The sequence below is a fragment of the Rhodococcus qingshengii JCM 15477 genome, from assembly GCF_023221595.1.
Lineage (GTDB): Bacteria > Actinomycetota > Actinomycetes > Mycobacteriales > Mycobacteriaceae > Rhodococcus_F > Rhodococcus_F qingshengii.
Genome location: NZ_CP096563.1, coordinates 4,803,399 through 4,822,438, shown reverse-complemented (window position 1 = coordinate 4,822,438; position 19,040 = coordinate 4,803,399). Strand labels below are relative to the sequence as shown.

Genomic DNA, 19,040 nt, shown 5'->3' with positions numbered 1-19,040 from the left:
CTACTCCTGCGGAATGCGGATGATGCACCGGAAGCCGACGTGGCAGGTCGAGGACTCCTCGGATTCGCCCTGCCGCGCGGCGGGGCGGTATCGCAAGCAGTAGTTCGGTGCACACAGATGTGAGCCGCCTTTGATCACCCGTCGTGCGTAGGGTTCGCCCACCAACGCCTCCGTGGCGAACTCCGCTCGGGGATTACGAGGAATGCAGCACGACGAGGCCGGCGCGACGTTCTTGGAACTGTGGGCGTGGTCGGACGTGTAGTGATCGGCCGTCCATTCCCACACGTTCCCGGCCATGTCGAACAGTCCGTAGCCGTTGGGCCGGAACTTTCCGACCGGAGCGGTGCGCTCGTAACCGTCCTCGAGCAGATTCTCCCAGGGGAACTGGCCCTGCCACACGTTGCCACCGGGCCGCCCGCCCGGAGAGTCGTGATCGCCCCACACGTACGCCTGGCGATCGAGTCCACCGCGGGCGGCAAACTCCCACTCGGCCTCGGTCGGGAGTTCCTTGCCGGCCCACGCGGCATAGGCCTGGGCGTCGAAGTACGACACGTGGGTGACGGGGTGCCGTTCACGTCCCCCGATGTTGCTGTCGGCGCCCTCGGGATGGCGCCAATCGGCGCCGGGAGTGAACGACCACCACTGGGTGTAGTCGTCAAGTGAAACCGGGCCGGGTGGCGAATTGAAGACCAACGATCCCGGGACGAGGAGGGCTGGATCGGCGTCGGGATAGTCGGCGGCATCCGGGGCGATTTCAGCAGTGGTGACGTGGCCGGTTGCCTTCACGAAGCGTCGGAACTCGGCGACCGTCACCGCCGTCGTGTCCATCCAGAATCCGTCGACTGTGACCTGGTGAACTGGGCGTTCTTCCGGATAGAAGTCTTCGGAGCCCATCCAGTACGTCCCACCCGGGATCAAAGACATGTTCTTCGGGGGAGTTGCCGTGGAGTGAGGCATCGTCATGAAGTCAAGAATGGCACGTTGGTGGCGCCGATGTGGGGAGAGTCCCACCTGGTGCCCTCGGCAGGATTCGAACCTGCGACCCTTCCTTTAGGAGAGGAATGCTCTATCCCCTGAGCTACGAGGGCGGGGAGCGTACCGACAAGCGCTGAAAACCCTGTGCTGCCGGGGTTTTCGCTTCCCGATACTGCTGTTGCATCCGCTCGACCTGTCGGCACGAAGCCTCGGGCGTCACAGCTGCGCTAGTCAGTGTAGCGGCCCGCCGACGAGGTCGCGAAGTCGACGGTATCGCCGGGTGCAAGCAGGAGCCGTACCGATCGCACTGATCGCAATGGTGTTCACCGCGGAGCAGGCACGGCATCGTGCGGGAATGACCCGCAGAATCCGCTTCAACGCCTTTGCCATGAACTGCGTCGCCCACCAATCGCCAGGTCTGTGGCGCCACCCGGAGGACCAGTCGTCCAGGTACACGGATCTGACGTACTGGACGGAGTTGGCGAAGCTCCTCGAGCGTGGACGATTCGACGGGCTGTTCCTGGCTGACGTGTTGGGAACGTACGACGTGTACGGCGGCAATCACGACGCAGCGCTGCGGCAGGGCGCGCAGGTACCGGTCTCGGACCCGCTACTGCTGGCGTCGGCGATGGCTGCCGTGACCGAGCACTTGGGCTTCGGGATCACCGCAGGTACAGCTTTCGAGCATCCCTACCCGTTCGCTCGGCGCTTGAGCACCCTCGACCACCTGACGAACGGGCGAATCGGGTGGAACGTGGTCACCGGATACCTCCCCTCGGCCGCGCGGAACATGGGCGAGGACGACCAACTCCAGCACGACGATCGCTACGACCACGCGGACGAGTACCTCGAAGTTCTCTACAAGTTGTGGGAAACGTCGTGGGAAGACGACGCGGTGGTGCGTGACAGAACCACCGGGGTCTACACGGACCCCGCCAAGGTTCATCCGATCGAGCACGAAGGCAAGCACTTCACGGTTCCGGGCATCCACATCTCCGAACCTTCTCCGCAGCGGACGCCGGTCATCTTCCAGGCCGGCGCGTCGCCTCGTGGGGTGCGGTTCGCCGCTGCGAATGCCGAGGCGATCTTTGTGGGTGCACCGACAAAGGCGATCCTCAAAGACACCGTTGCCCGAATCCGAAACGAACTGACGAAGGTCGGGCGAGATCCGTACTCGGCCCGCATCTACACACTGTTGACGATCATCACCGACCGAACCCCCGAGTTGGCCCAGGCGAAGCTCGAGGACTACCGCAGCTACGCGAGTAGTGAAGGCGCGCTCGTTTTCACCTCGGGGTGGATGGGAATCGACCTCTCCGGATACCGAGCGGACGAGCCGATCGGGAACGTCGAGAGCAATGCCATTCAATCCGCGGTCGCATCGTTTCGTCAGGCCGACGAGAAGGGCGGCGAATGGACGGTGGGGGACATCGCGGAGTGGGCGGGCATCGGCGGGCTCGGCCCGATCGTTGTCGGTTCCGGCGCGGAGGTCGCCGACGAGTTGCAGGAGTAGGTGTCCGAGACCGACGTCGACGGTTTCAATCTCGCGTACGCGGTGACTCCCGGAACCTTCGAAGACATTGTGGAGCATGTGATTCCGGAGCTGATCAAACGAGGTGCCTACCAGGACGACTACGATGAGGGAACGCTGCGCAACAAACTGTTCGGGCGAGGGGACAGGCTGCCGCTCGAACACCGAGGCCGGAGCTTCGACCGGATCCGCACTGCCGGCTGAGCGGGGACCTCAGGACCAACCGGACCCGGGTACGTGAACCGAGGTGGTGAGGTCGACGGCCTCGATGTCCGAAGACCTCAACTCTTCACCGCACACACTGCAACCCAAGCGTGCTTCGAACCGTTTACCGCAGGCCTTGTGATGGAGAACGATGTCCGGGCCGTCCGCGGATCTGAACCAACGCTGACCCCAGGAGATCATGCACATCACCACGGGGAAATACGCCGTGCCCTTGGCGGTGAGTCGATACTCCGACCACTGTGGGCGATCCGGAAGCGGACGCGTTTCCATCACACCGATCTCGGTGAGGTGCTTCAAGCGATCCGCGACTATCGCCGGTGGTGCACCGGTGATCTCGGCGAACTCTCCGTAACGGCGAGCGCCTCGGAAAGCTGCACCGATGATCGCCGCTGACCAGCGATTGCCGACAAGTTCCATCGTGTGAGCCAGAATCTCCGGACGGCGTTCGGACTTGGTGGAGCGTCGCCGCGATGTTGCTTCCGGGACACTGCGTGAGAAGTCCCCACTCGGACCCATTTGGGAGTCCAGGGATCGTACGTCCACGTCCTCGCCGCACTCCTTGCAGCGCAGGATCGGGGTGAAGTCGTTTCCGCAGGTGCTGTGCCGCAGTGGTGGAAGCGGCTGGGTTTCATTGGGCGCCCACTGCTTCTCCCACGACCACATGGTGATGAGGACGGGCCAGATCGACTGCCCTTTGCGGGTGACCGAGTATTCGTGCCTGGGCGGGTTCTGCTGATACTCACGACGCTCGAGCATTCCGCCGGCCGTCAGGACCGCCAACCGTGAGGACAATACGGAGTTGGAGATTCCCCCGAGGGCGAGCCAGTCGTTGTATCGCCGCGACCCCAACAGGGCGAATCGCAGAATCCAGAGGTTCCACTCGTCCCCCAACAACCCGAGCGTGACGGCCAGTGCGTTCGGACCGCCGGCAGGCAACTCGGTGACGCCCGCCGACGCGGTGGGTGTCGAAGATCCGGCTGCATTCACTCGTACCACCCCGAAATCATAGGCCGCGCACCCTGCGGCACCGCGAGACCGTACCGAATGGTCTGCAGAAAGAGTTGGGAATCACTCGGTGCGGGCAATGAGTAACGCTTCCTGAGTGATCTGGCAGATCTGGAGTCCGGATCGATCGAAGACCGCCGCATTCACTACTGCTCTGCCGGTGTGAGCTGTGGGGGTCGAGTGCTCGAAGAGTAGCCACTCGTCCGCCCGCACAGGGCGTTGAAACCACATCGTGTGATCGAGGGACACACCAGTCCAGTCCGTGTCGAGCGAGTGCTCCTGCCCGATGTCGTAGCCGTGCGGAGTCAGCGCGGTTGCCATCAGCATCAGATCACTGGCATAGGCGAGAGCAGCCACGTGAATCAGCGGATCGTCGCTCAGCCGCTGAGCCGAACGCATCCAGATGTTGCGCGGAGGCGCCGCCGAATGCGTCGTGGGGGACTGCGAATCGATGGGGGACACACGAATCTCGATGGCGGAGAACTCCTCCCACACCTCACCCAACCCACCGTCTGCCTCGGCCAACTCTTGCAACGTCACGCACTCAGTGGGCGGGAGTGCGGTAGGTACTGCGCGACTGTGAGTGATGCCCTCGTCGATCGAGGAGGCAGAGACCGTGGAACGGCAGACGAGTCGTCCGTCCTGGTGGACGTCGACGCCTCTGGTGGACAGGCGTTTTCCATCCCGAAGTCGATCTACCGAGAACTCGGTTGCATGCTCCGTCGATCCCGGGCGAAGGAAGTGGGTGTGGACGGAACTGATCGCTTTGCCGTCGGTAACCGTGTGCCCGGCTGCGAGAATCGACTGGGCTACCAGTTGGCCGCCGAACAATTGAGGTAGACGAACGCCGTCGTTCGACCCCTGCCACCGGTCCGGGCCGGTCGATTCCAGATCGAAGACGTCGGCGAGACCACTCGTGGGGGCGCTCACGACGCGTGGTTTCGTGTCGGACGGGGTGGACGAGGTAAGAATCCGCTGGTCCGGGCGACGTAGTCGTCGTAGGCCTGCCCCTTGCTCTTGCGCATGCCGCGTTCGAGAAGGGCCTTACCGCTGTAGCTCACCAGCAGTTTGATCATGACGATCGGAGAGACGATCGTGATCAGCGCCAATGGATCACCAAGCGCGAGGATGAACAGTCCGACCCAGACGCATGCATCACCGAAATAGTTGGGATGGCGGGTCCAGGCCCAGAGCCCACGGTCCATCACCTTCCCGGCATTGGCCGGATCAGCTTTGAAGCGGGAAAGTTGGTAGTCTCCAACCGATTCGAAGACGAAGCCGACGGTCCAGACCGCGATGCCGATCGCGCCGAGGACTCCGAGGGCGCGAAACTCGTACATCGCGAACTGGACGGGCAGCGACACCACGAGAATGAGGACGCCCTGGAGGCCGTAAATTTTGCGAATCAGGAACGGAACCAGCGGTCCCTGTTGATGTTTGAGCAGGGCAGTGTAGCGCTTGTCCTGCCCGTGCCCACGGTTTCGGAAGCCGATGTAGAGGCCGAGTCGCATTCCCCACACCACGGTCAGTGCCAGCACGACGAGGCGACGCAGATCGTTGCCGTCCGATCCGATGGACGTCAGGTACGAGACGGCGGCGACGACGGCAAAGCCAGGCCCCCAACAGATGTCGATGATCGAGTGATTGTTCATGCGGATGGCTACGGCCATCACGACTGCGATGAAGACGAGCACGGCGAGTGCGCTCACACCGAAGTTCAGTGCAAGATCGCCCAGTGGGATGTCGGTCATGCGCGCGCTTTCTGATTGTGGTGGTCGAGCAGTTCGGAAGCGAAGTCCGCGAAGGCTTCCTGTGCGCTCGGATAGGTGTGAGGAGTGCCGAGCCGGCTGGTCACGAGCAGTGCGTCGAGCGCTTTGGCATCGAGTTCTGTGGTGGTGGGCAAGAATTCGGTCGAGCCCTCGACGGCGTCGGCCGAACGCACTCCGTTACCTGCGGTGACGATCACCTGCCCGTTGGTCGTGGACTCGGGATCGACGAGGGCGGTGACCACCGGGGCTACCAGGTCGGCCCCCATGATGTCGATGAATCGTGGGTCCATTCCGGACTCGGTCATCTGCGTAGTGGCATAGGGCAGTACGACATTGGTGAACACATTGCGACTCGCGCCTTCGCCGGCCGCGGTGCGGCCCAGTGCGATGACGGCACCCTTACTGGCGGCGTAGGCGGACACGGTGGGTTCTCCGTGCAGTCCTGCGGTCGAGGCAATCATCACGATGCGCCCGAATCCGGCTTCGCGCATCACTCGGGAGGCTTCGGCGGCGACCAGTGCGGTTCCGACGACGTTTGTCGTGATGACGGTGCTGAGGTTCTCGGCGGTGGTGCGATGAAGCATCTGTGGACCGCTGACCGCGGCGCTGGTGATGCAGAAGTCGAGTCGTCCGAACCGAGTGAGAGCGTCGTCCACCAACTTTCGGCCGACCTCGGGGTCGGTGACGTCGTCGTGGTTGGCGACGGCCTGTCCACCGGCTTCGAGGATTTCGTCGACAACCTGATCTGCAGGGCCTCGGCCGCTCGAATCGAGTGTGCGATTTCGATTGTTGACGATCACCGTGACCCCTCGGCTCGCGAGATGCAGTGCGACGGCACGGCCGAGGCCCTTACCCCCTCCCGTGACGACGGCAACGCGGCCAGAGAGTGAACTGACGGTCATGAGGCGATCCGTTCGACGAGCACCGCGACTCCGACACCGGCGGCGCCGCTGACCGCGGCCACACCGTAGCGTCCGTCGCTCCGTACCAGTTCGTCGACACATGCGCCGACGAGAATTGCTCCGGTGGCGCCGAATGCATGGCCCATCGCCATCGTGCCTCCGTTGGGGTTCATGCGGTCCGGCCCGGCGTCAAGATCGCGGCGGAACCGTAGGCAGAGTGCGGAGAACGCCTCTGCGAACTCGAACACGTCGATGTCCTGTGGACGAAGCCCGGCTCGCGCGATGACTGCCTCCACGGCGCTCTGGCCCGCAGTGAGCATGAGGACCGGATTCACCGAAGTCGAGGCGGATCCGATGATCCGTGCGCGAGGGGTCAAGCCGGCTCTCGCCGCGGCTTTCTCGGATCCGAGGAGTAGGAGCGCTGCGCCGTCGGCCATGGCGGGAGAGGATCCGACGGTGTGCAGGTGTTCGATCTTGCCGACCTCAGGGTAGGCGGCGAGCGCGAGTGCATCCTGACCGGCGGCGCCGAGCCCTTCGAAGGCGGCAGGCAGCGCTGCGAGTCCCTCTGCCGTCGTCTCTGCCCTGACCAGTTCGTCGTGGGCTGTTCCCGCTTCTCCGTTTCTGCCGGGGACAGGCACAACGGACCGCTCGAATGCGCCGTTGCGCCAGGCCTCGGCAGCCTTGTGTTGGGTTTCGACGCCGTACGCATCCAACTCGTCGCGGGAGTACCCCTCGATCGTGGCATTCAAGTCGGCGGCAATACCCATATGGATGGAACCGATCTGCGCGATAGTTGCCGGATCGGTCCACAGCGGTCCGCGATCACTGAACATCGGAGTCCGGGAGACGCTTTCGACGCCACCGGCCACGACGAGGGACACGTCGTCGCCGCGAATGCGGGCCGCGCTCTGGCCGACTGCGTCGACGCCGGATGCGCAGAATCGATTGAGGGTTGCGCCGGGGACGGAGTCGCCCCAACCGGCAAGGAGTGCGGCAGTTCTCGCGATGTTCGCGCCCTGCTCGTCCACCTGCGATGCGCAACCGAGAACGACGTCGTCGATCTGTTCTGCGGCGAGGTTCGTTCTACCCTGCAGAGCCTTGGCCAGATGGACGACAAGGTCCACGGGGCTGTGTTCGTGGAGGGCGCCTCGCGCCGATGCTCGACCGCGCGGCGTGCGCACGTAGTCGAGGACAAAAGCATCAGTCATTTTCAACCCTTCAATTAGTAGAGTTACTCTGCTAGTTGTAGTACGGTTGCGGTGAAATTACAACCGCCGTTGCGCGGGTATCTCGGTGACGTCACCGAGGCCGGATCGGCAAGGGGAGAGGTCATGACTGTTTCGAACATTTGGATTCTCGGCGGGTACCAATCCGACTTCGCACGGAACTTCACCCGTGAGGAACTCGATTTCGCGAACCTTGCCGAAGAGGTGGTGAACCACACCCTGGACGCGGCGAAGGTTCCTGCCACCGACATAGAGGTGATCCACGTCGGTAATGCCTTCGGGCAATTGTTTGCCGGCCAAGGTCAGCTGGGCGCGATGCCCGCCACCGTGCATCCAGACCTGTGGGGTGTGCCCTCGTCTCGGCACGAGGCGGCGTGCGCATCGGGCAGTATCGCTGTACTTGCAGCGATGGCAGACCTGCGCGCCGGCAACTACGACGCGGCTCTGGTGATGGGTATCGAACTGGAGAAGACGGTTCCGGGTGATGACGCGGCCGGCCATCTGGGCGCTGCAGCCTGGGTCGGACACGAAGGTCAGGAAGCAAAATTCATGTGGCCGTACATGTTCGACCGTGTGTCGAAGGAGTACGGGCGGCGTTACGGGATCGACGAATCTCACCTTCGCACGATCTCGCAGATCAACTTCGCAAACGCGAAGAACAACCCCAACGCGCAGACACGCGGTTGGGCGGTACCCGATCTGCTCGGGAATGCAGGCGGCGACGACGCCACCAATCCTGTTGTGGAAGGCGGTGTTCGACGATTCGATTGCAGCCAGGTGACCGACGGTGGCGCCGGGGTGGTGCTGGTGACGGACAAGTACCTGCGTGAACACCCTGGTGCTGCGGCGACTCCGCTGGCCCACATCGCGGGCTGGGGTCATCGGACTGTTGGTTTAGGTCTCGAGCAGAAGCTGGCCCGCGACGCCGATAATCCCTACGTGATGCCACACGTTCGGGATTCGGTGATGGGTGCCTTCTCCCGGGCCGGAGTCGACCTGGCCGGGATAGACGGGATCGAAACACATGATTGTTTCACGGCGAGTGAGTATCTCGCGATCGACCACATCGGTCTGACCGCACCCGGCGAGTCGTGGAAAGCCATCGAGAGTGGTGACATCGCCATGGGCGGCAAGCTACCGATCAACCCCAGCGGCGGTCTGATCGGCGGTGGTCATCCGGTGGGTGCCAGTGGTGTCCGAATGCTTCTCGACGCGGCCCATCAGGTGACGGGAACGGCCGGCGGTTTCCAAGTCGAGGGTGCGAGCCGCTTTGCGACGCTCAACTTCGGTGGAAGTACGGCCACCACCGTCAGTTTTGTCGTCGACGCAGTTTCCTGAAAGTGCAGTCCAGCCTTTCCCCATCAGTCGAAAAGAGAATTCCATGGACGTCGAAATCGTAGGCAAGTTGTTGTCCACCCTTCCCGCCGATGACGATCACCCGTATCGCACCGGCCCGTGGCAACCCCAGACCACCGAGTTCAAAGCGGACAACCTCGAAGTCGTATTCGGTGAGGTTCCGAAAGACCTCGACGGTGTCTACCTGCGTAACACCGAGAATCCGCTCCATCCCTCGATGAAGGCGTATCACCCCTTCGACGGTGACGGCATGATTCACATCGTGGGCTTTCGCGACGGAGAGTCGTTCTACCGCAACCGATTCGTACGTACCGACGGCTTGGCGGCCGAGCAGGACGCCGGCGCTGCGTTGTGGGCCGGGCTTGCCGAGTCTCCCAAACTCAGTCGCCCCGAGGGCGGCAAGGGTGCGCGCACCCGTATGAAGGACGCGTCCAGCACCGACGTCGTCGTTCACCGGGGGACTGCTCTCACCAGCTTCTACCAGTGCGGAGATCTGTATCGTCTCGATCCGATGTCGGCGGAGACACTCGGCAAGGAAAGCTGGAACGGCAAGTTCCCCTTCGAATGGGGTGTGTCCGCGCATCCGAAGGTGGACGACAAGACCGGAGAAATGCTGTTCTTCAACTACAGCAAGGAAGCGCCGTACATGCACTACGGCGTCGTGGACTCGGCCAACGAGTTGGTCCACTACGTCGACGTCCCACTTCCCGGTCCGCGCTTGCCGCACGACATGGCCTTCACGGAGAACTACGCGATCCTCAACGACTGCCCCTTGTTCTGGGATCCGGTTCTGCTGGAGAAGGGCGCGCACGTCGCGAATTTCCATCCCGATATCCCGCTGCGTCTCGGAGTCATCCCACGCCGCGGAAATACCTCTGACATCAAGTGGTTCGAAGCCGATCCGACCTATGTCCTGCACTTCGTGAACGCCTACGAAGAGGGCGACGAGATTGTTCTGGACGGTTTCTACCAGGGCGATCCGGAACCGTCGGACAACGGTATGGGCAATCAGTGGGAGCGCGCCTTCCGTTTCCTCGCTCTCGATCGTATGCAGACCCGGCTTCACCGCTGGCGTTTGAACCTGGTCACCGGAGTCACGCGTGAAGAGCAACTCAGTGACTCGATCACCGAATTCGGCATGATGAACGGGAATTTCGCGGGCGAGAAGTACCGATACGCCTATGCGGCTTCTGGTAAACCGTCGTGGTTCCTGTTCGACGGCTTGGTCAAACACGACCTGCTGACGGGCAACGAGGAACGATTCTCCTTCGGTGACGGTGTGTACGGCAGCGAGACTTCGATGGCGCCGCGCGTGGGTGGTACCGCCGAAGACGACGGCTATCTCATCACGTTGACCACTGACATGAACGAGGATGCGTCCTTCTGCTTGATCTTCGACGCTGCCCGCGTCGGAGACGGACCGTTGTGTAAACTTCGCCTTCCCGAACGAATTTCGAGTGGTACGCACTCGACGTGGGCTCCGGGCGCCGAGCTCCGACGCTGGCAGAGTGCCGACACCGCCGCCGAAGCGGTCGGACTGTGACGGGCACGCACGACGCGGGCACGTGGGAGATCCTGCGACAGGTGGTGATCGGTGCACGAGACGTGGACAAGACCGGTCACCAATTGCGCGAAGCATTGAATCTGGCACCAGGATTCGCGGATCCACTGCTCGAAGACATCGGTTTGGCCGACGAGACCTTGGCCGTCGGGCCGCAGGCATTTCTCGAGATCGTCGCGCCGCTCGACGAGAAGGTCTCGCTGGCGAGATGGATCCGCAAGGGCGGAGGGGAGGGCGGCTATGCACTCTCGATCCAGGTTTCGAACATCGAGCCCTATCTGGAACGTGCAGCTGCGGCCGATGTTCGGACGGTGGCAGATCTCGAGGCCTACGGTCACCGGATCGTCCAACTTCATCCCGGTGATCTCGGACTGCTCGTAGAACTCGACGAGATTCCCGACGCCGACGAGTGGTTCTGGGATGAGACGGAGAAGGAGGTTTCCCTCGATCCCTGGGTCGACGACATCCTCGGCGTCGACGTGTCCTCGCCCGATCCGGCCAGGACGGCGACGCTGTGGGCCGAAGTGTTCGGAAAGAAACCGGTCTCGGCGCAACCACTCTCGATCAGGCTGGGATCACGCGTCGTGTCGTTCGTTCCGGGGGAGCGGTCGATGCTCACTGCAATCGATCTGGCGGCGTCGAGCGGCGCGTCTGCCGTCGAGCCCGGGCTGAGTGTCGGCGGCGTGGAGTTCCGGATTCACCCACGCTGAGCGTGCTTCACATCGAACGACAGAATTCGGGGCCGATCGCTCGAAGCGACCGGCCCCGAATTCGTGTCATGGACTCAAGCGAAGTCCTGTCGCAAACGAGTCTTGAGCAGCTTCCCGCTAGCGTTGCGTGGCAGCTCCTCGATGAACCGAACTGCACTGGGGCACTTGAAGTGAGCCAGTCGCTCGCGTGACCACTCGATGATCTCCGCTTCGGTTGCATCCGAATCAGCAGCTCGAACGACCACGGCAAGGGGAGTCTCACCCCACCGATCGGAGTGAACGCCGACTACCGCGACCTCGCGGATGCCGGGGTGCCCGGAGAGAACACTCTCCACCTCGGCCGGATAGACGTTCTCACCGCCGGAGACGATCATGTCCTTGAGGCGGTCGTGGAGGTAGAGATAGCCGTCCTCGTCGAACGATCCGCCGTCTCCGGTGCGAAGCCAGTCACCGTCCAACATGGTGGCCGCAGTGGCTGCTTCGTTACGCCAGTAACGCTTCATGACGTGAGCGCCGCCGATGACGACCTCGCCGCGGGTACCGACCGGGACGTCTTCGAGCGTCACGGGATCGACGATGCGGATGGGCACTCCGAACATCGGCTGCCCGACGGACTTCAACCGATGCGCGGTCGACTCGTCGGTCGCCCGATGATCTTCCGGGGTCAGCATGGTGACGCCGCCGGTCGACTCGGTGAGTCCGTATGCCTGCAGGAAACTACACCCGAAGACCTCGGTCGCGTCTTGCAACAGGGGCAGTGGCATCGGCGCGGCTCCGTAGACCAGGAACTGCAGGGCACTCCAATCTGCCTCGCGCACAGCCGGAAGGGAGGTCAGGACGCTGATCACCGCGGGAACGGCGACCGCATGCGTGACTTTGTACTCCTGCATCAGCGCGACGAGTTCGAGAGGTCCGGCGATGGTCTCGAGCAGTAGAGCGCCACCGCCGAGCGTCGTGACCAGGGCGAGACCCAGTCCGGCCACATGGAAGAACGGAACCGGGCACATAGCCACGGAGTCGGTGTCGAGATCGAGCAGGTGATACATGGTGGCGAGGGCACGGCCGAGGTTGGCGCCGGTGAGTTCGATTCCCTTGGGGTGACCGGTGGTTCCCGACGAGTAGAAGATCAGCGCTGTGTCGTCGGGGCGGCGCGACGACCCCGGATCGTCGTCGCCGACACCGGAAAGCCAGTCGTTCCACGAGATCGAGTTTCCGGAACCGTCCACCGTGACGACGGTCCGGACGCTACCGACCGCCGCGGCGACGTCGGAGAGGCCCTCATCGCCTGCTCCGAGTACGACGACGGTCGGCTCGCTGTTGCTCAGGATGTAGCCGACCTCGCCCGGTGCCAGCCGATTGTTGACGGCCGTCAGAATCGAGCCCATCTTCGAAGATCCGTACAGGACGGAGAGGAAAGACGGTGCATTGGCCCCGATGTACGCCACCCGGTCGCCGGGTCGAACACCATCGCGCAGAAGTGCATTCGCGACACGATTTGTTTCGATGTCGAGTTCACGGAAACTGGTACGCCCGTCATCGGAGATGACGGCGGTGCTCTCCGGACTGGCAATCGCCCGGCTGCGCAGCAAGTCTTCCAGATTCTGCACGGGGCGACCGTCGGGCAGGAGCGCGTTCACGGAAGGTTCACGGACGGCAGGTTCACGGGTGGCAGGTTCACGGGTGGCAGTCGAACCTACGGCCGTCGGCTGAGTTGTCATGCTGAATGCTCCAATCTGAAGGGGGCAAAGACAGGGGGTTCGAAAATGCCGGCGGGAGCAGCGAGTACATGCTCGACGGCGCGTAGTGCCGGGCCTGCAGTGATGAACTGACCGGCTGTCGTGCGACTGTTCGGATCTTGTGGTTCGACCAGGTTGACGGTCATCACGATCTCGGGTTTGCCGAAGAGGTGGACTTCCCATTGGTCCCGTCCCGCGTATTCGTCGCGAGCAGGTTCCATGGTCCAGATGATGGCGAGGGTGAGGAACTGCTTTCCGTCGACCATTGCGTGCCAGCGCCATTCGGTGGTTCCGACGGTTCCCGCGGCGATGCGTCCGGCGGCGACGTCGAGATCCGTACGTGCCGGAACGACCCTGTGATCGGACACGACCTCGTCGTAGGTGACGCCCAGGCGCTCGCACATGAACGCGATGGTCTCGAGGTACAGCGACGCGTACAGCGAGGGCAACGGCCCGGTTCCGTCCAGTTCCTCCGGGGGCGAACCCATTCCCATGACGGTGAACGCGAAGTCGGGGTCAGGCATGCCGCGAGCGTCGAGCACCTCGTCGATCGTAATTCGGTCGAGTTCGATCGATGTTCCCGTCAGCGCCAACGCCAATCGCTCGCCGATGACACCTGGGCTCACGCCGACCCCGAAGAGCGTCGAATCGCCTTCCTTGCATGCTTGGGCGAACATGTGCTCGCGTTCGGTGCCGTGTGCGCGGGGGAAGTGCTGCCCGGCCGTCGTGATCACGTTGATCCCGGCGCGAAGCAGACGGCACAGATCGTCGTCGTGGCGTTCGTACGGAATCTGCAACCGCGGACTGTGGATGAGAACCTGTGGGCGCGAGCGGATGATCTCGTCCACGTCGCGTGTAGCGATCACCCCCGTCGGTGCTCGTCTGGCGATGTCACCGGCGTCTCGACCCGCCTTGGCGTCGCTGTACACGTAGAGGCCGACCAACTCGAGGTCGGGACGATCGATGATTCCGCGTAGCGCCGTCTTGCCGATGGCGCCGGTCGCCCACTGGGCAACACGAATCGGATCGCTCATGATCGGGTGGTCAGTTCGCCGGCGAAGAGGAGCTTGCCCAGTCCGCGTTCGTACCGAATCGGGTCGCGGGCCAGGCGCGCACGCGCGTCGATTGCCATGAAATCGGTGTCGCACGTCCACTCGCCGCGTTGCATGGCGGCGAGTCCGGTTGCCGCGATGTCGAGAGGGTTTTCCTTGTGGCCCTGCACATGTGACGCCATGCGGGTGTCGACGCTGCCGACGATCAACGACGTGACGGTGATGCCGTGCGGTTCGAGTTCGGCGCGAGCGATGCCGCCGAGCGACAGAGCAGCCGCCTTGGCCGGTGAATAGCCACCCATGAAGGCGGTCGGAGCGATTGCGGCCACCGACAGGACGTTGACTATCGATCCTCCGCCGCGGGCGGCGAGTACCGGCGCGAAGGCGCGGATCATCGTCAGAGGCCCGAAGTAGTTGACCTCCATCTCGGCTCGCGCAGCCGCTTGGTCGTAGGCCTCGATCAACCGATTCCCGGTGAACAGTCCGGCATTGTTGACGACCACTGTGGTGTCACCGCACTCCCTGGCCGCTGCATCGACGAGTCCTGGATCGGTCACGTCGAGTTCGACGATGTGCGCTCCGGTGGATCGCAGCTCGGCGGGCGCCTCGTCGGGATTTCTCACCCCTGCATAAATTTTGGCGGCACCCATCGACTTCGCCTGTTGGACGAAGGCCAAGCCGAGCCCTCGATTGGCGCCGGTGACGAGGACAGTCGCGCCCTCTATCGGCGTTCCGCGAAACCTTGTCATGAGTGCTCCTGTGTCTGCCGGGTGTAGATGAGGTCGTCGGGAAATTTCTTGCTCTTCTTCAAGGACGTTTCAGGCGCGAGCATCCCGAAGATCCAGCCTTCGGCTGTGGCCATGTCGTGGTTCCAGTCCCACCGCAGGGCGCGGTGGCGGATTCCCCACCTGCCGTCCTCGTAGCCGAAGCGGTCGATCAGGCGCGCCGAGGTGAGTGTGCCGGCTATGCCGTCCGAGTGCTTGATTCGTGCGAAGGCAAGCACGTAGGACTCGACGTGTGCTGTGTCCCCGTCGAGTTCGATCAGGACGTTGGTCATTGCGTGGGTGGTCAGTGACCGTGGGTGAGTGATGGCCCCGGCGATGTGGTCGATGTAGTCGTCGGCGGTGCCGGTGAAGACACCCCCGTGGTCTTCGGTTGCGCCGGGTAGATAACACCGCCTGGCGTCCTCGACGTCTCCGCGATCGGCAGCTCGGAGGAAACGAGCCAGAACCTCGTAGATTTCCTGCTTGGCGACGAGAGCGTCGACCGGGCTGTAGTCCCTGACGTCTGGGCCCCCGCCGCTGTCGACTGCGTGAATGTTGTTGGACCTCACGATGATGTCCCTTCTCGGCTCCGGATTGGGGGCCGCACGTTGACGGAGTGCCTCTGTTTACTGTAGTAATCTCTATCACACTGTTAATTGAAGTGTCACGAGGAGGTGAAACCAATGCTTGGAAACACACCACCCGCACAACCCGCGAATGACCCGGTCGTACTCACGCTCTCCGATGTATCGATCGAATTCGGCGGAGTCACGGCTCTCGACGACGTCGGCTTCGACGTCCACGCCGGCCAGATCTGCGGACTCATCGGGCCGAACGGCGCTGGTAAGACCACGCTGTTCAACTGCATCACAAGGATTTACGAACCGAGTCGCGGTGTCATCACCTGGCAAGGAACCGACCTCTTGGGATTGCGGCCCTATGCATTGGCATCTGCAGGGATCGCTCGGACCTTCCAGAATCTCGCACTGTTCAGCGGCATGAGCGTCTTCGACAACACCATGGTCGGCGGATCGTCTCGGGGCCGCTTCGGACTGGCGAGCGGGGTTCTCGGCTGGCCTCCAGCGCGCGCCCGAGTCCGAGAACTGCGAGAGAAGGCCTGGTACCTGCTCGAACGCCTCGAACTCGTCGACGTCGCGAACGCGCCGGCAGCAGGCCTTCCGTTCGGAACACTCAAGCGCGTCGAACTGGCACGAGCATTGATGTCCGAGCCTTCGCTGCTTCTGCTCGACGAGCCCGCCGGCGGGCTCACACACAGCGAAGTCAAGGAGCTGGGAGAACTGATCGTCTCGCTCCGCGACGACTTCGGCTTCGGAGCGCTTCTGGTCGAACACCACATGGGATTGGTGCTGGGTATCTCCGATCACGTTGTCGCACTGAACTTCGGCCACAAGATCGCTGAAGGTACTCCGGCGGAGATCCAGCAGAACGACGCCGTGATCAATGCTTATCTGGGGCGAGCGGCATGATCCTGCTGAGCGTCGATGATCTGCATGCCGGTTACGGGCGAGGCAATGTACTGCACGGGGTTTCGCTCGACGTGGAACCCGGCGGGGTCGCTGTCGTTCTCGGCGCGAACGGTGCCGGCAAGACCACCATGATGCGTGCGCTTGCCGGATTGATTCCGCACCAGGGAACGATCACCTTCAACGGTTCGCCGCTCGGATCCAAACCTGAACGCGCCGTGGCCGCCGGCGTCAGCCTTGTCCCACAGGGCCGTGGAACTCTCGGTCAACTGTCGGTACGTGACAACCTGCTCGTCGGCGCTGCGCTTCGCAACGACAAGGCGGAGATCGAGGCCGACATCGAGCGGTGGTGTGAGACATTTCCGGTGCTCGCGAGGAGGTCCACACAGTTGGCAGGTTCGCTGTCAGGCGGTGAACAGCAGATGCTCGCGGTCGCGCGGGCATTGATGAGCCGTCCCACCCTGCTTTTGTGCGACGAACCGAGCCTGGGTCTGGCGCCCATCGTCATCGCCGAATTGTTCGACACACTCGGTGCTATCAACCGGAGCGACGGAACTGCACTGCTGATCGTGGAACAGAATGCCGATCTCGCGATGAAACTCGCGTCGAAGGTCTTCCTGCTCGACGTAGGCACCATCGTCGCTGCCGGCACGCCCGAGGAATTTCGTTCCGACGACGTCGTGCGCAGCGCCTATCTCGGGTACCAGGAGTAAACGGTGACACTCTTTCTCGAACGACTCATCTCCGGATTGACCAACGGATCGATCTATGCAATTCTCGCGCTGGCACTCGTGGTGGTGTTCCGTGCCACCGGCACGATCAACTTCGCTCAGGGCGAGTTGGCCCTGTTCACAACCTTCGTGGCGTGGTGGCTCACAACGATGTCCTGGCCGATCTGGGCCGCGATCGGAGCGGCTCTCGCTCTCGGCTTCCTGCTCGGGGCGTTGATGGAGCGTCTGCTCATCCGGCCGGTTCAACGTAGAAGTGACATGGCAGTGCTGATAGTGGCACTGGGATTGTTCACCGGGCTCAACTCGTTGGCCGGAATGTTGTGGGGGAGCGAAACGAAGATCATGCCGAGCCCGTTTCCCAACGGTCCCACCGACTACATCTCGGTGGGCGGCGCGCGCGTGTACGGCGACGCACTGGGCGTACTGGTTGCGCTCGTTGTCCTACTTGTGTTGATGTCCTTGCTCTTTCGCAAGACGAGAGTCGGTCTGCACATGCGTGCCGTCGCGGACAATGCCGAATCTGCCACTCTCGCCGGAGTTCCGACCAGCCGGATACTCGCAATCGGCTGGGGTGTTGCGGCAGCGATCGGCGCACTGGCCGGTGTCCTGGTCACTCCGCTCTCGCCGCAACAACTCGGCCTCACGACCATGTTCCCGATCTTCATCGCAGCATCTGCGGCAGCGCTGTTCGGCGGTCTGGACAGTCTTGTCGGCGCAGTTGTGGGTGGGTTGACGATCGGTGTTCTGGAATCGATGCTCAGCGGCTACATTTCGGTCATCGGCGGTTCGCTGCAGCAGACATCCGCGCTACTGATCATCGTGGTGATCCTCTTCGTCAGACCCAATGGACTGTTCGGTACCAAGAAACTGGAGCGGGTATGACGACGCTTGCCGAGAGAAATGAACCCGCGGTCGCCGAAAAGGCAGTCAGGCGACCGCGCGTGGTGGTTGCCGGATCGACGTCGTACCGGATACTCCAACTGGTTCTGCTGGTGGCTGCCGTCTGTGCCCTGCTCCTCGTGTCGCAGAGCGCGCCGTTTCGCGTAGGGCAGTTCACGAGTGTCTTCATCATCGCGATTGCCATCGCCGGACTGAATATCGTCAGCGGGTACACCGGACTTCTGTCGATCGGCCATTCTGCCTTCTTCGGCCTCGGCGCGTACACGACCGGCGTTCTGATCGTCGATCGCGGATACTCGCCGTTGACCACAATCCCGATGGCAGTCGTATTGTGTTTCGTACTAGGACTTCTCGTCGGGCTTCCCTCCTTGCGGATCAAAGGGCTGTATCTGGCTCTCGTTACCCTCGCCGTCGCTGTGGCGTTTCCCGAAGTGATCCGCAAGACCGGGGATCTCACCGGTGGCGCGGCCGGCATGGTCGTTCGTGCGAATCTTCTGGTCCCGCCGAAATGGACGGGTTTGACCCGCGCGGACACCTATCTCTGGATCTTCTGGGTTTCGGTAGTGACGCTGGCAGTGGTCATGCTCCTGATCCGCAATCTCGTCAAGAGTCGATTCGGTTTGGCAATGGTTGCGGTGCGCGACAACGAGATTGCGGCGAGTGCAAACGGCATCAACGTCGCGCGGGTCAAGATTCTCGCTTTCGGACTTTCCGGCGCGATCACCGGTCTGGCAGGTTCGCTGTTCACGATGTACATCGGCGCGCTCTCACCCGAGTCCTTTTCGTTGATGAAGTCGATCGAGTTCATCACCGGACTGGTGTTGGGCGGAATCGCAACGCAATTCGGCCCGATCGTCGGGGCGACGGCAGTGGTGTTCCTGCCGTACTACACCGGAAGCGTCACCGACGGCCCCGTGTCGGGAGTGGTGTTCGGCGCGGTGCTGATCGCGATCGTGTTCTTGATGCCGGACGGAATCGTCGGCCGGATCAACAGCGTTCTCCGACGGTTTGTCCTCGTGGTTCCCGCAGATCATCCCAAGTATCGCGAAGGTGAACCCCGCACCTGAGCGCCGTCTCCCTCGCCCACTCTCGTTTCTCTCAACTCACAGCAAG

General features: G+C 62.8%; 17 protein-coding genes, 1 tRNA gene and 1 pseudogene. 8 read left to right on the top strand and 11 right to left on the bottom strand.

Annotated features, from left to right (window positions below; translation table 11 throughout):
* Nucleotides 1-963, bottom strand: a complete 963-nt coding sequence (locus M0639_RS21955; RefSeq protein ID WP_054825266.1) for a formylglycine-generating enzyme family protein — start codon at nucleotides 961-963, stop codon at nucleotides 1-3.
* Between the two features lie 49 nt (nucleotides 964-1,012).
* Nucleotides 1,013-1,088, bottom strand: a tRNA-Arg gene (locus tag M0639_RS21950).
* A 242-nt stretch (nucleotides 1,089-1,330) separates the two neighbouring features.
* Here M0639_RS21950 and M0639_RS21945 point away from each other — a divergent pair.
* Nucleotides 1,331-2,710: pseudogene (locus tag M0639_RS21945) on the top strand (LLM class flavin-dependent oxidoreductase).
* Nucleotides 2,711-2,719: 9 nt separating this feature from the next.
* Here M0639_RS21945 and M0639_RS21940 read toward each other — a convergent pair.
* The 5 genes from M0639_RS21940 to M0639_RS21920 all read right to left on the bottom strand — a co-directional run bounded on the left by M0639_RS21940 (nucleotide 2,720) and on the right by M0639_RS21920 (nucleotide 7,615).
* Entirely contained in the window at nucleotides 2,720-3,718 is a 999-nt protein-coding gene (locus M0639_RS21940) for a winged helix-turn-helix transcriptional regulator (protein ID WP_003940366.1), read from the bottom strand.
* An 81-nt stretch (nucleotides 3,719-3,799) separates the two neighbouring features.
* Nucleotides 3,800-4,666 (bottom strand): acyl-CoA thioesterase, encoded by an 867-nt coding sequence (locus M0639_RS21935; RefSeq protein ID WP_064074008.1) that lies wholly within the window; start codon nucleotides 4,664-4,666, stop codon nucleotides 3,800-3,802.
* Entirely contained in the window at nucleotides 4,663-5,487 is an 825-nt protein-coding gene (locus M0639_RS21930) for a DUF1295 domain-containing protein (RefSeq protein WP_064074009.1), read from the bottom strand. Before M0639_RS21930 ends, M0639_RS21935 begins: the two co-directional genes overlap by 4 nt.
* Nucleotides 5,484-6,407, bottom strand: a complete 924-nt coding sequence (locus tag M0639_RS21925; protein WP_064074010.1) for an SDR family NAD(P)-dependent oxidoreductase — start codon at nucleotides 6,405-6,407, stop codon at nucleotides 5,484-5,486. Before M0639_RS21925 ends, M0639_RS21930 begins: the two co-directional genes overlap by 4 nt.
* On the bottom strand, nucleotides 6,404-7,615 hold the full coding sequence (locus M0639_RS21920; protein ID WP_054827293.1) for an acetyl-CoA C-acyltransferase: 1,212 nt from the start codon (nucleotides 7,613-7,615) through the stop codon (nucleotides 6,404-6,406). The genes M0639_RS21925 and M0639_RS21920 overlap by 4 nt, the downstream gene beginning before the upstream one ends.
* A 123-nt stretch (nucleotides 7,616-7,738) precedes the next feature.
* On the opposite strand from M0639_RS21920, the gene M0639_RS21915 reads away from it, so the two are divergent.
* Genes M0639_RS21915 through M0639_RS21905 form a run of 3 tightly spaced genes read left to right on the top strand, consistent with a single transcriptional unit; the run spans nucleotide 7,739 to nucleotide 11,260 of the window.
* Complete coding sequence (locus M0639_RS21915; protein WP_064074011.1) at nucleotides 7,739-8,971, top strand: acetyl-CoA acetyltransferase; 1,233 nt, start codon at nucleotides 7,739-7,741, stop codon at nucleotides 8,969-8,971.
* A gap of 43 nt (nucleotides 8,972-9,014) precedes the next feature.
* A complete protein-coding gene (locus M0639_RS21910) occupies nucleotides 9,015-10,532 on the top strand; it encodes a carotenoid oxygenase family protein (RefSeq protein ID WP_063315938.1) in 1,518 nt (505 codons plus the stop codon).
* Nucleotides 10,529-11,260, top strand: a complete 732-nt coding sequence (locus tag M0639_RS21905) for a VOC family protein (protein ID WP_021345221.1) — start codon at nucleotides 10,529-10,531, stop codon at nucleotides 11,258-11,260. Before M0639_RS21910 ends, M0639_RS21905 begins: the two co-directional genes overlap by 4 nt.
* A gap of 74 nt (nucleotides 11,261-11,334) precedes the next feature.
* On the opposite strand, the gene M0639_RS21900 is transcribed toward M0639_RS21905, so the two are convergent.
* Genes M0639_RS21900 through M0639_RS21885 form a run of 4 tightly spaced genes read right to left on the bottom strand, consistent with a single transcriptional unit; the run spans nucleotide 11,335 to nucleotide 15,381 of the window.
* Nucleotides 11,335-12,978, bottom strand: coding sequence for a long-chain-fatty-acid--CoA ligase (locus tag M0639_RS21900; protein ID WP_082893145.1), 1,644 nt, complete (start codon nucleotides 12,976-12,978; stop codon nucleotides 11,335-11,337).
* Entirely contained in the window at nucleotides 12,975-14,030 is a 1,056-nt protein-coding gene (locus M0639_RS21895; RefSeq protein WP_064074012.1) for an NAD(P)H-dependent amine dehydrogenase family protein, read from the bottom strand. The genes M0639_RS21900 and M0639_RS21895 overlap by 4 nt, the downstream gene beginning before the upstream one ends.
* Complete coding sequence (locus M0639_RS21890; protein WP_021345218.1) at nucleotides 14,027-14,797, bottom strand: SDR family oxidoreductase; 771 nt, start codon at nucleotides 14,795-14,797, stop codon at nucleotides 14,027-14,029. The genes M0639_RS21895 and M0639_RS21890 overlap by 4 nt, the downstream gene beginning before the upstream one ends.
* On the bottom strand, nucleotides 14,794-15,381 hold the full coding sequence (locus M0639_RS21885) for a nuclear transport factor 2 family protein (RefSeq protein WP_064074013.1): 588 nt from the start codon (nucleotides 15,379-15,381) through the stop codon (nucleotides 14,794-14,796). Before M0639_RS21885 ends, M0639_RS21890 begins: the two co-directional genes overlap by 4 nt.
* Before the next feature lie 114 nt (nucleotides 15,382-15,495).
* On the opposite strand from M0639_RS21885, the gene M0639_RS21880 reads away from it, so the two are divergent.
* Genes M0639_RS21880 through M0639_RS21865 form a run of 4 tightly spaced genes read left to right on the top strand, consistent with a single transcriptional unit; the run spans nucleotide 15,496 to nucleotide 18,994 of the window.
* On the top strand, nucleotides 15,496-16,299 hold the full coding sequence (locus tag M0639_RS21880; RefSeq protein ID WP_021345217.1) for an ABC transporter ATP-binding protein: 804 nt from the start codon (nucleotides 15,496-15,498) through the stop codon (nucleotides 16,297-16,299).
* Nucleotides 16,296-17,009 (top strand): ABC transporter ATP-binding protein, encoded by a 714-nt coding sequence (locus M0639_RS21875; protein ID WP_054801342.1) that lies wholly within the window; start codon nucleotides 16,296-16,298, stop codon nucleotides 17,007-17,009. Before M0639_RS21880 ends, M0639_RS21875 begins: the two co-directional genes overlap by 4 nt.
* A 3-nt stretch (nucleotides 17,010-17,012) precedes the next feature.
* Entirely contained in the window at nucleotides 17,013-17,909 is an 897-nt protein-coding gene (locus M0639_RS21870; protein WP_003940241.1) for a branched-chain amino acid ABC transporter permease, read from the top strand.
* Nucleotides 17,906-18,994, top strand: a complete 1,089-nt coding sequence (locus M0639_RS21865) for a branched-chain amino acid ABC transporter permease (RefSeq protein ID WP_021345215.1) — start codon at nucleotides 17,906-17,908, stop codon at nucleotides 18,992-18,994. Before M0639_RS21870 ends, M0639_RS21865 begins: the two co-directional genes overlap by 4 nt.
* The last annotated feature ends 46 nt before the right edge of the window (nucleotides 18,995-19,040 follow it).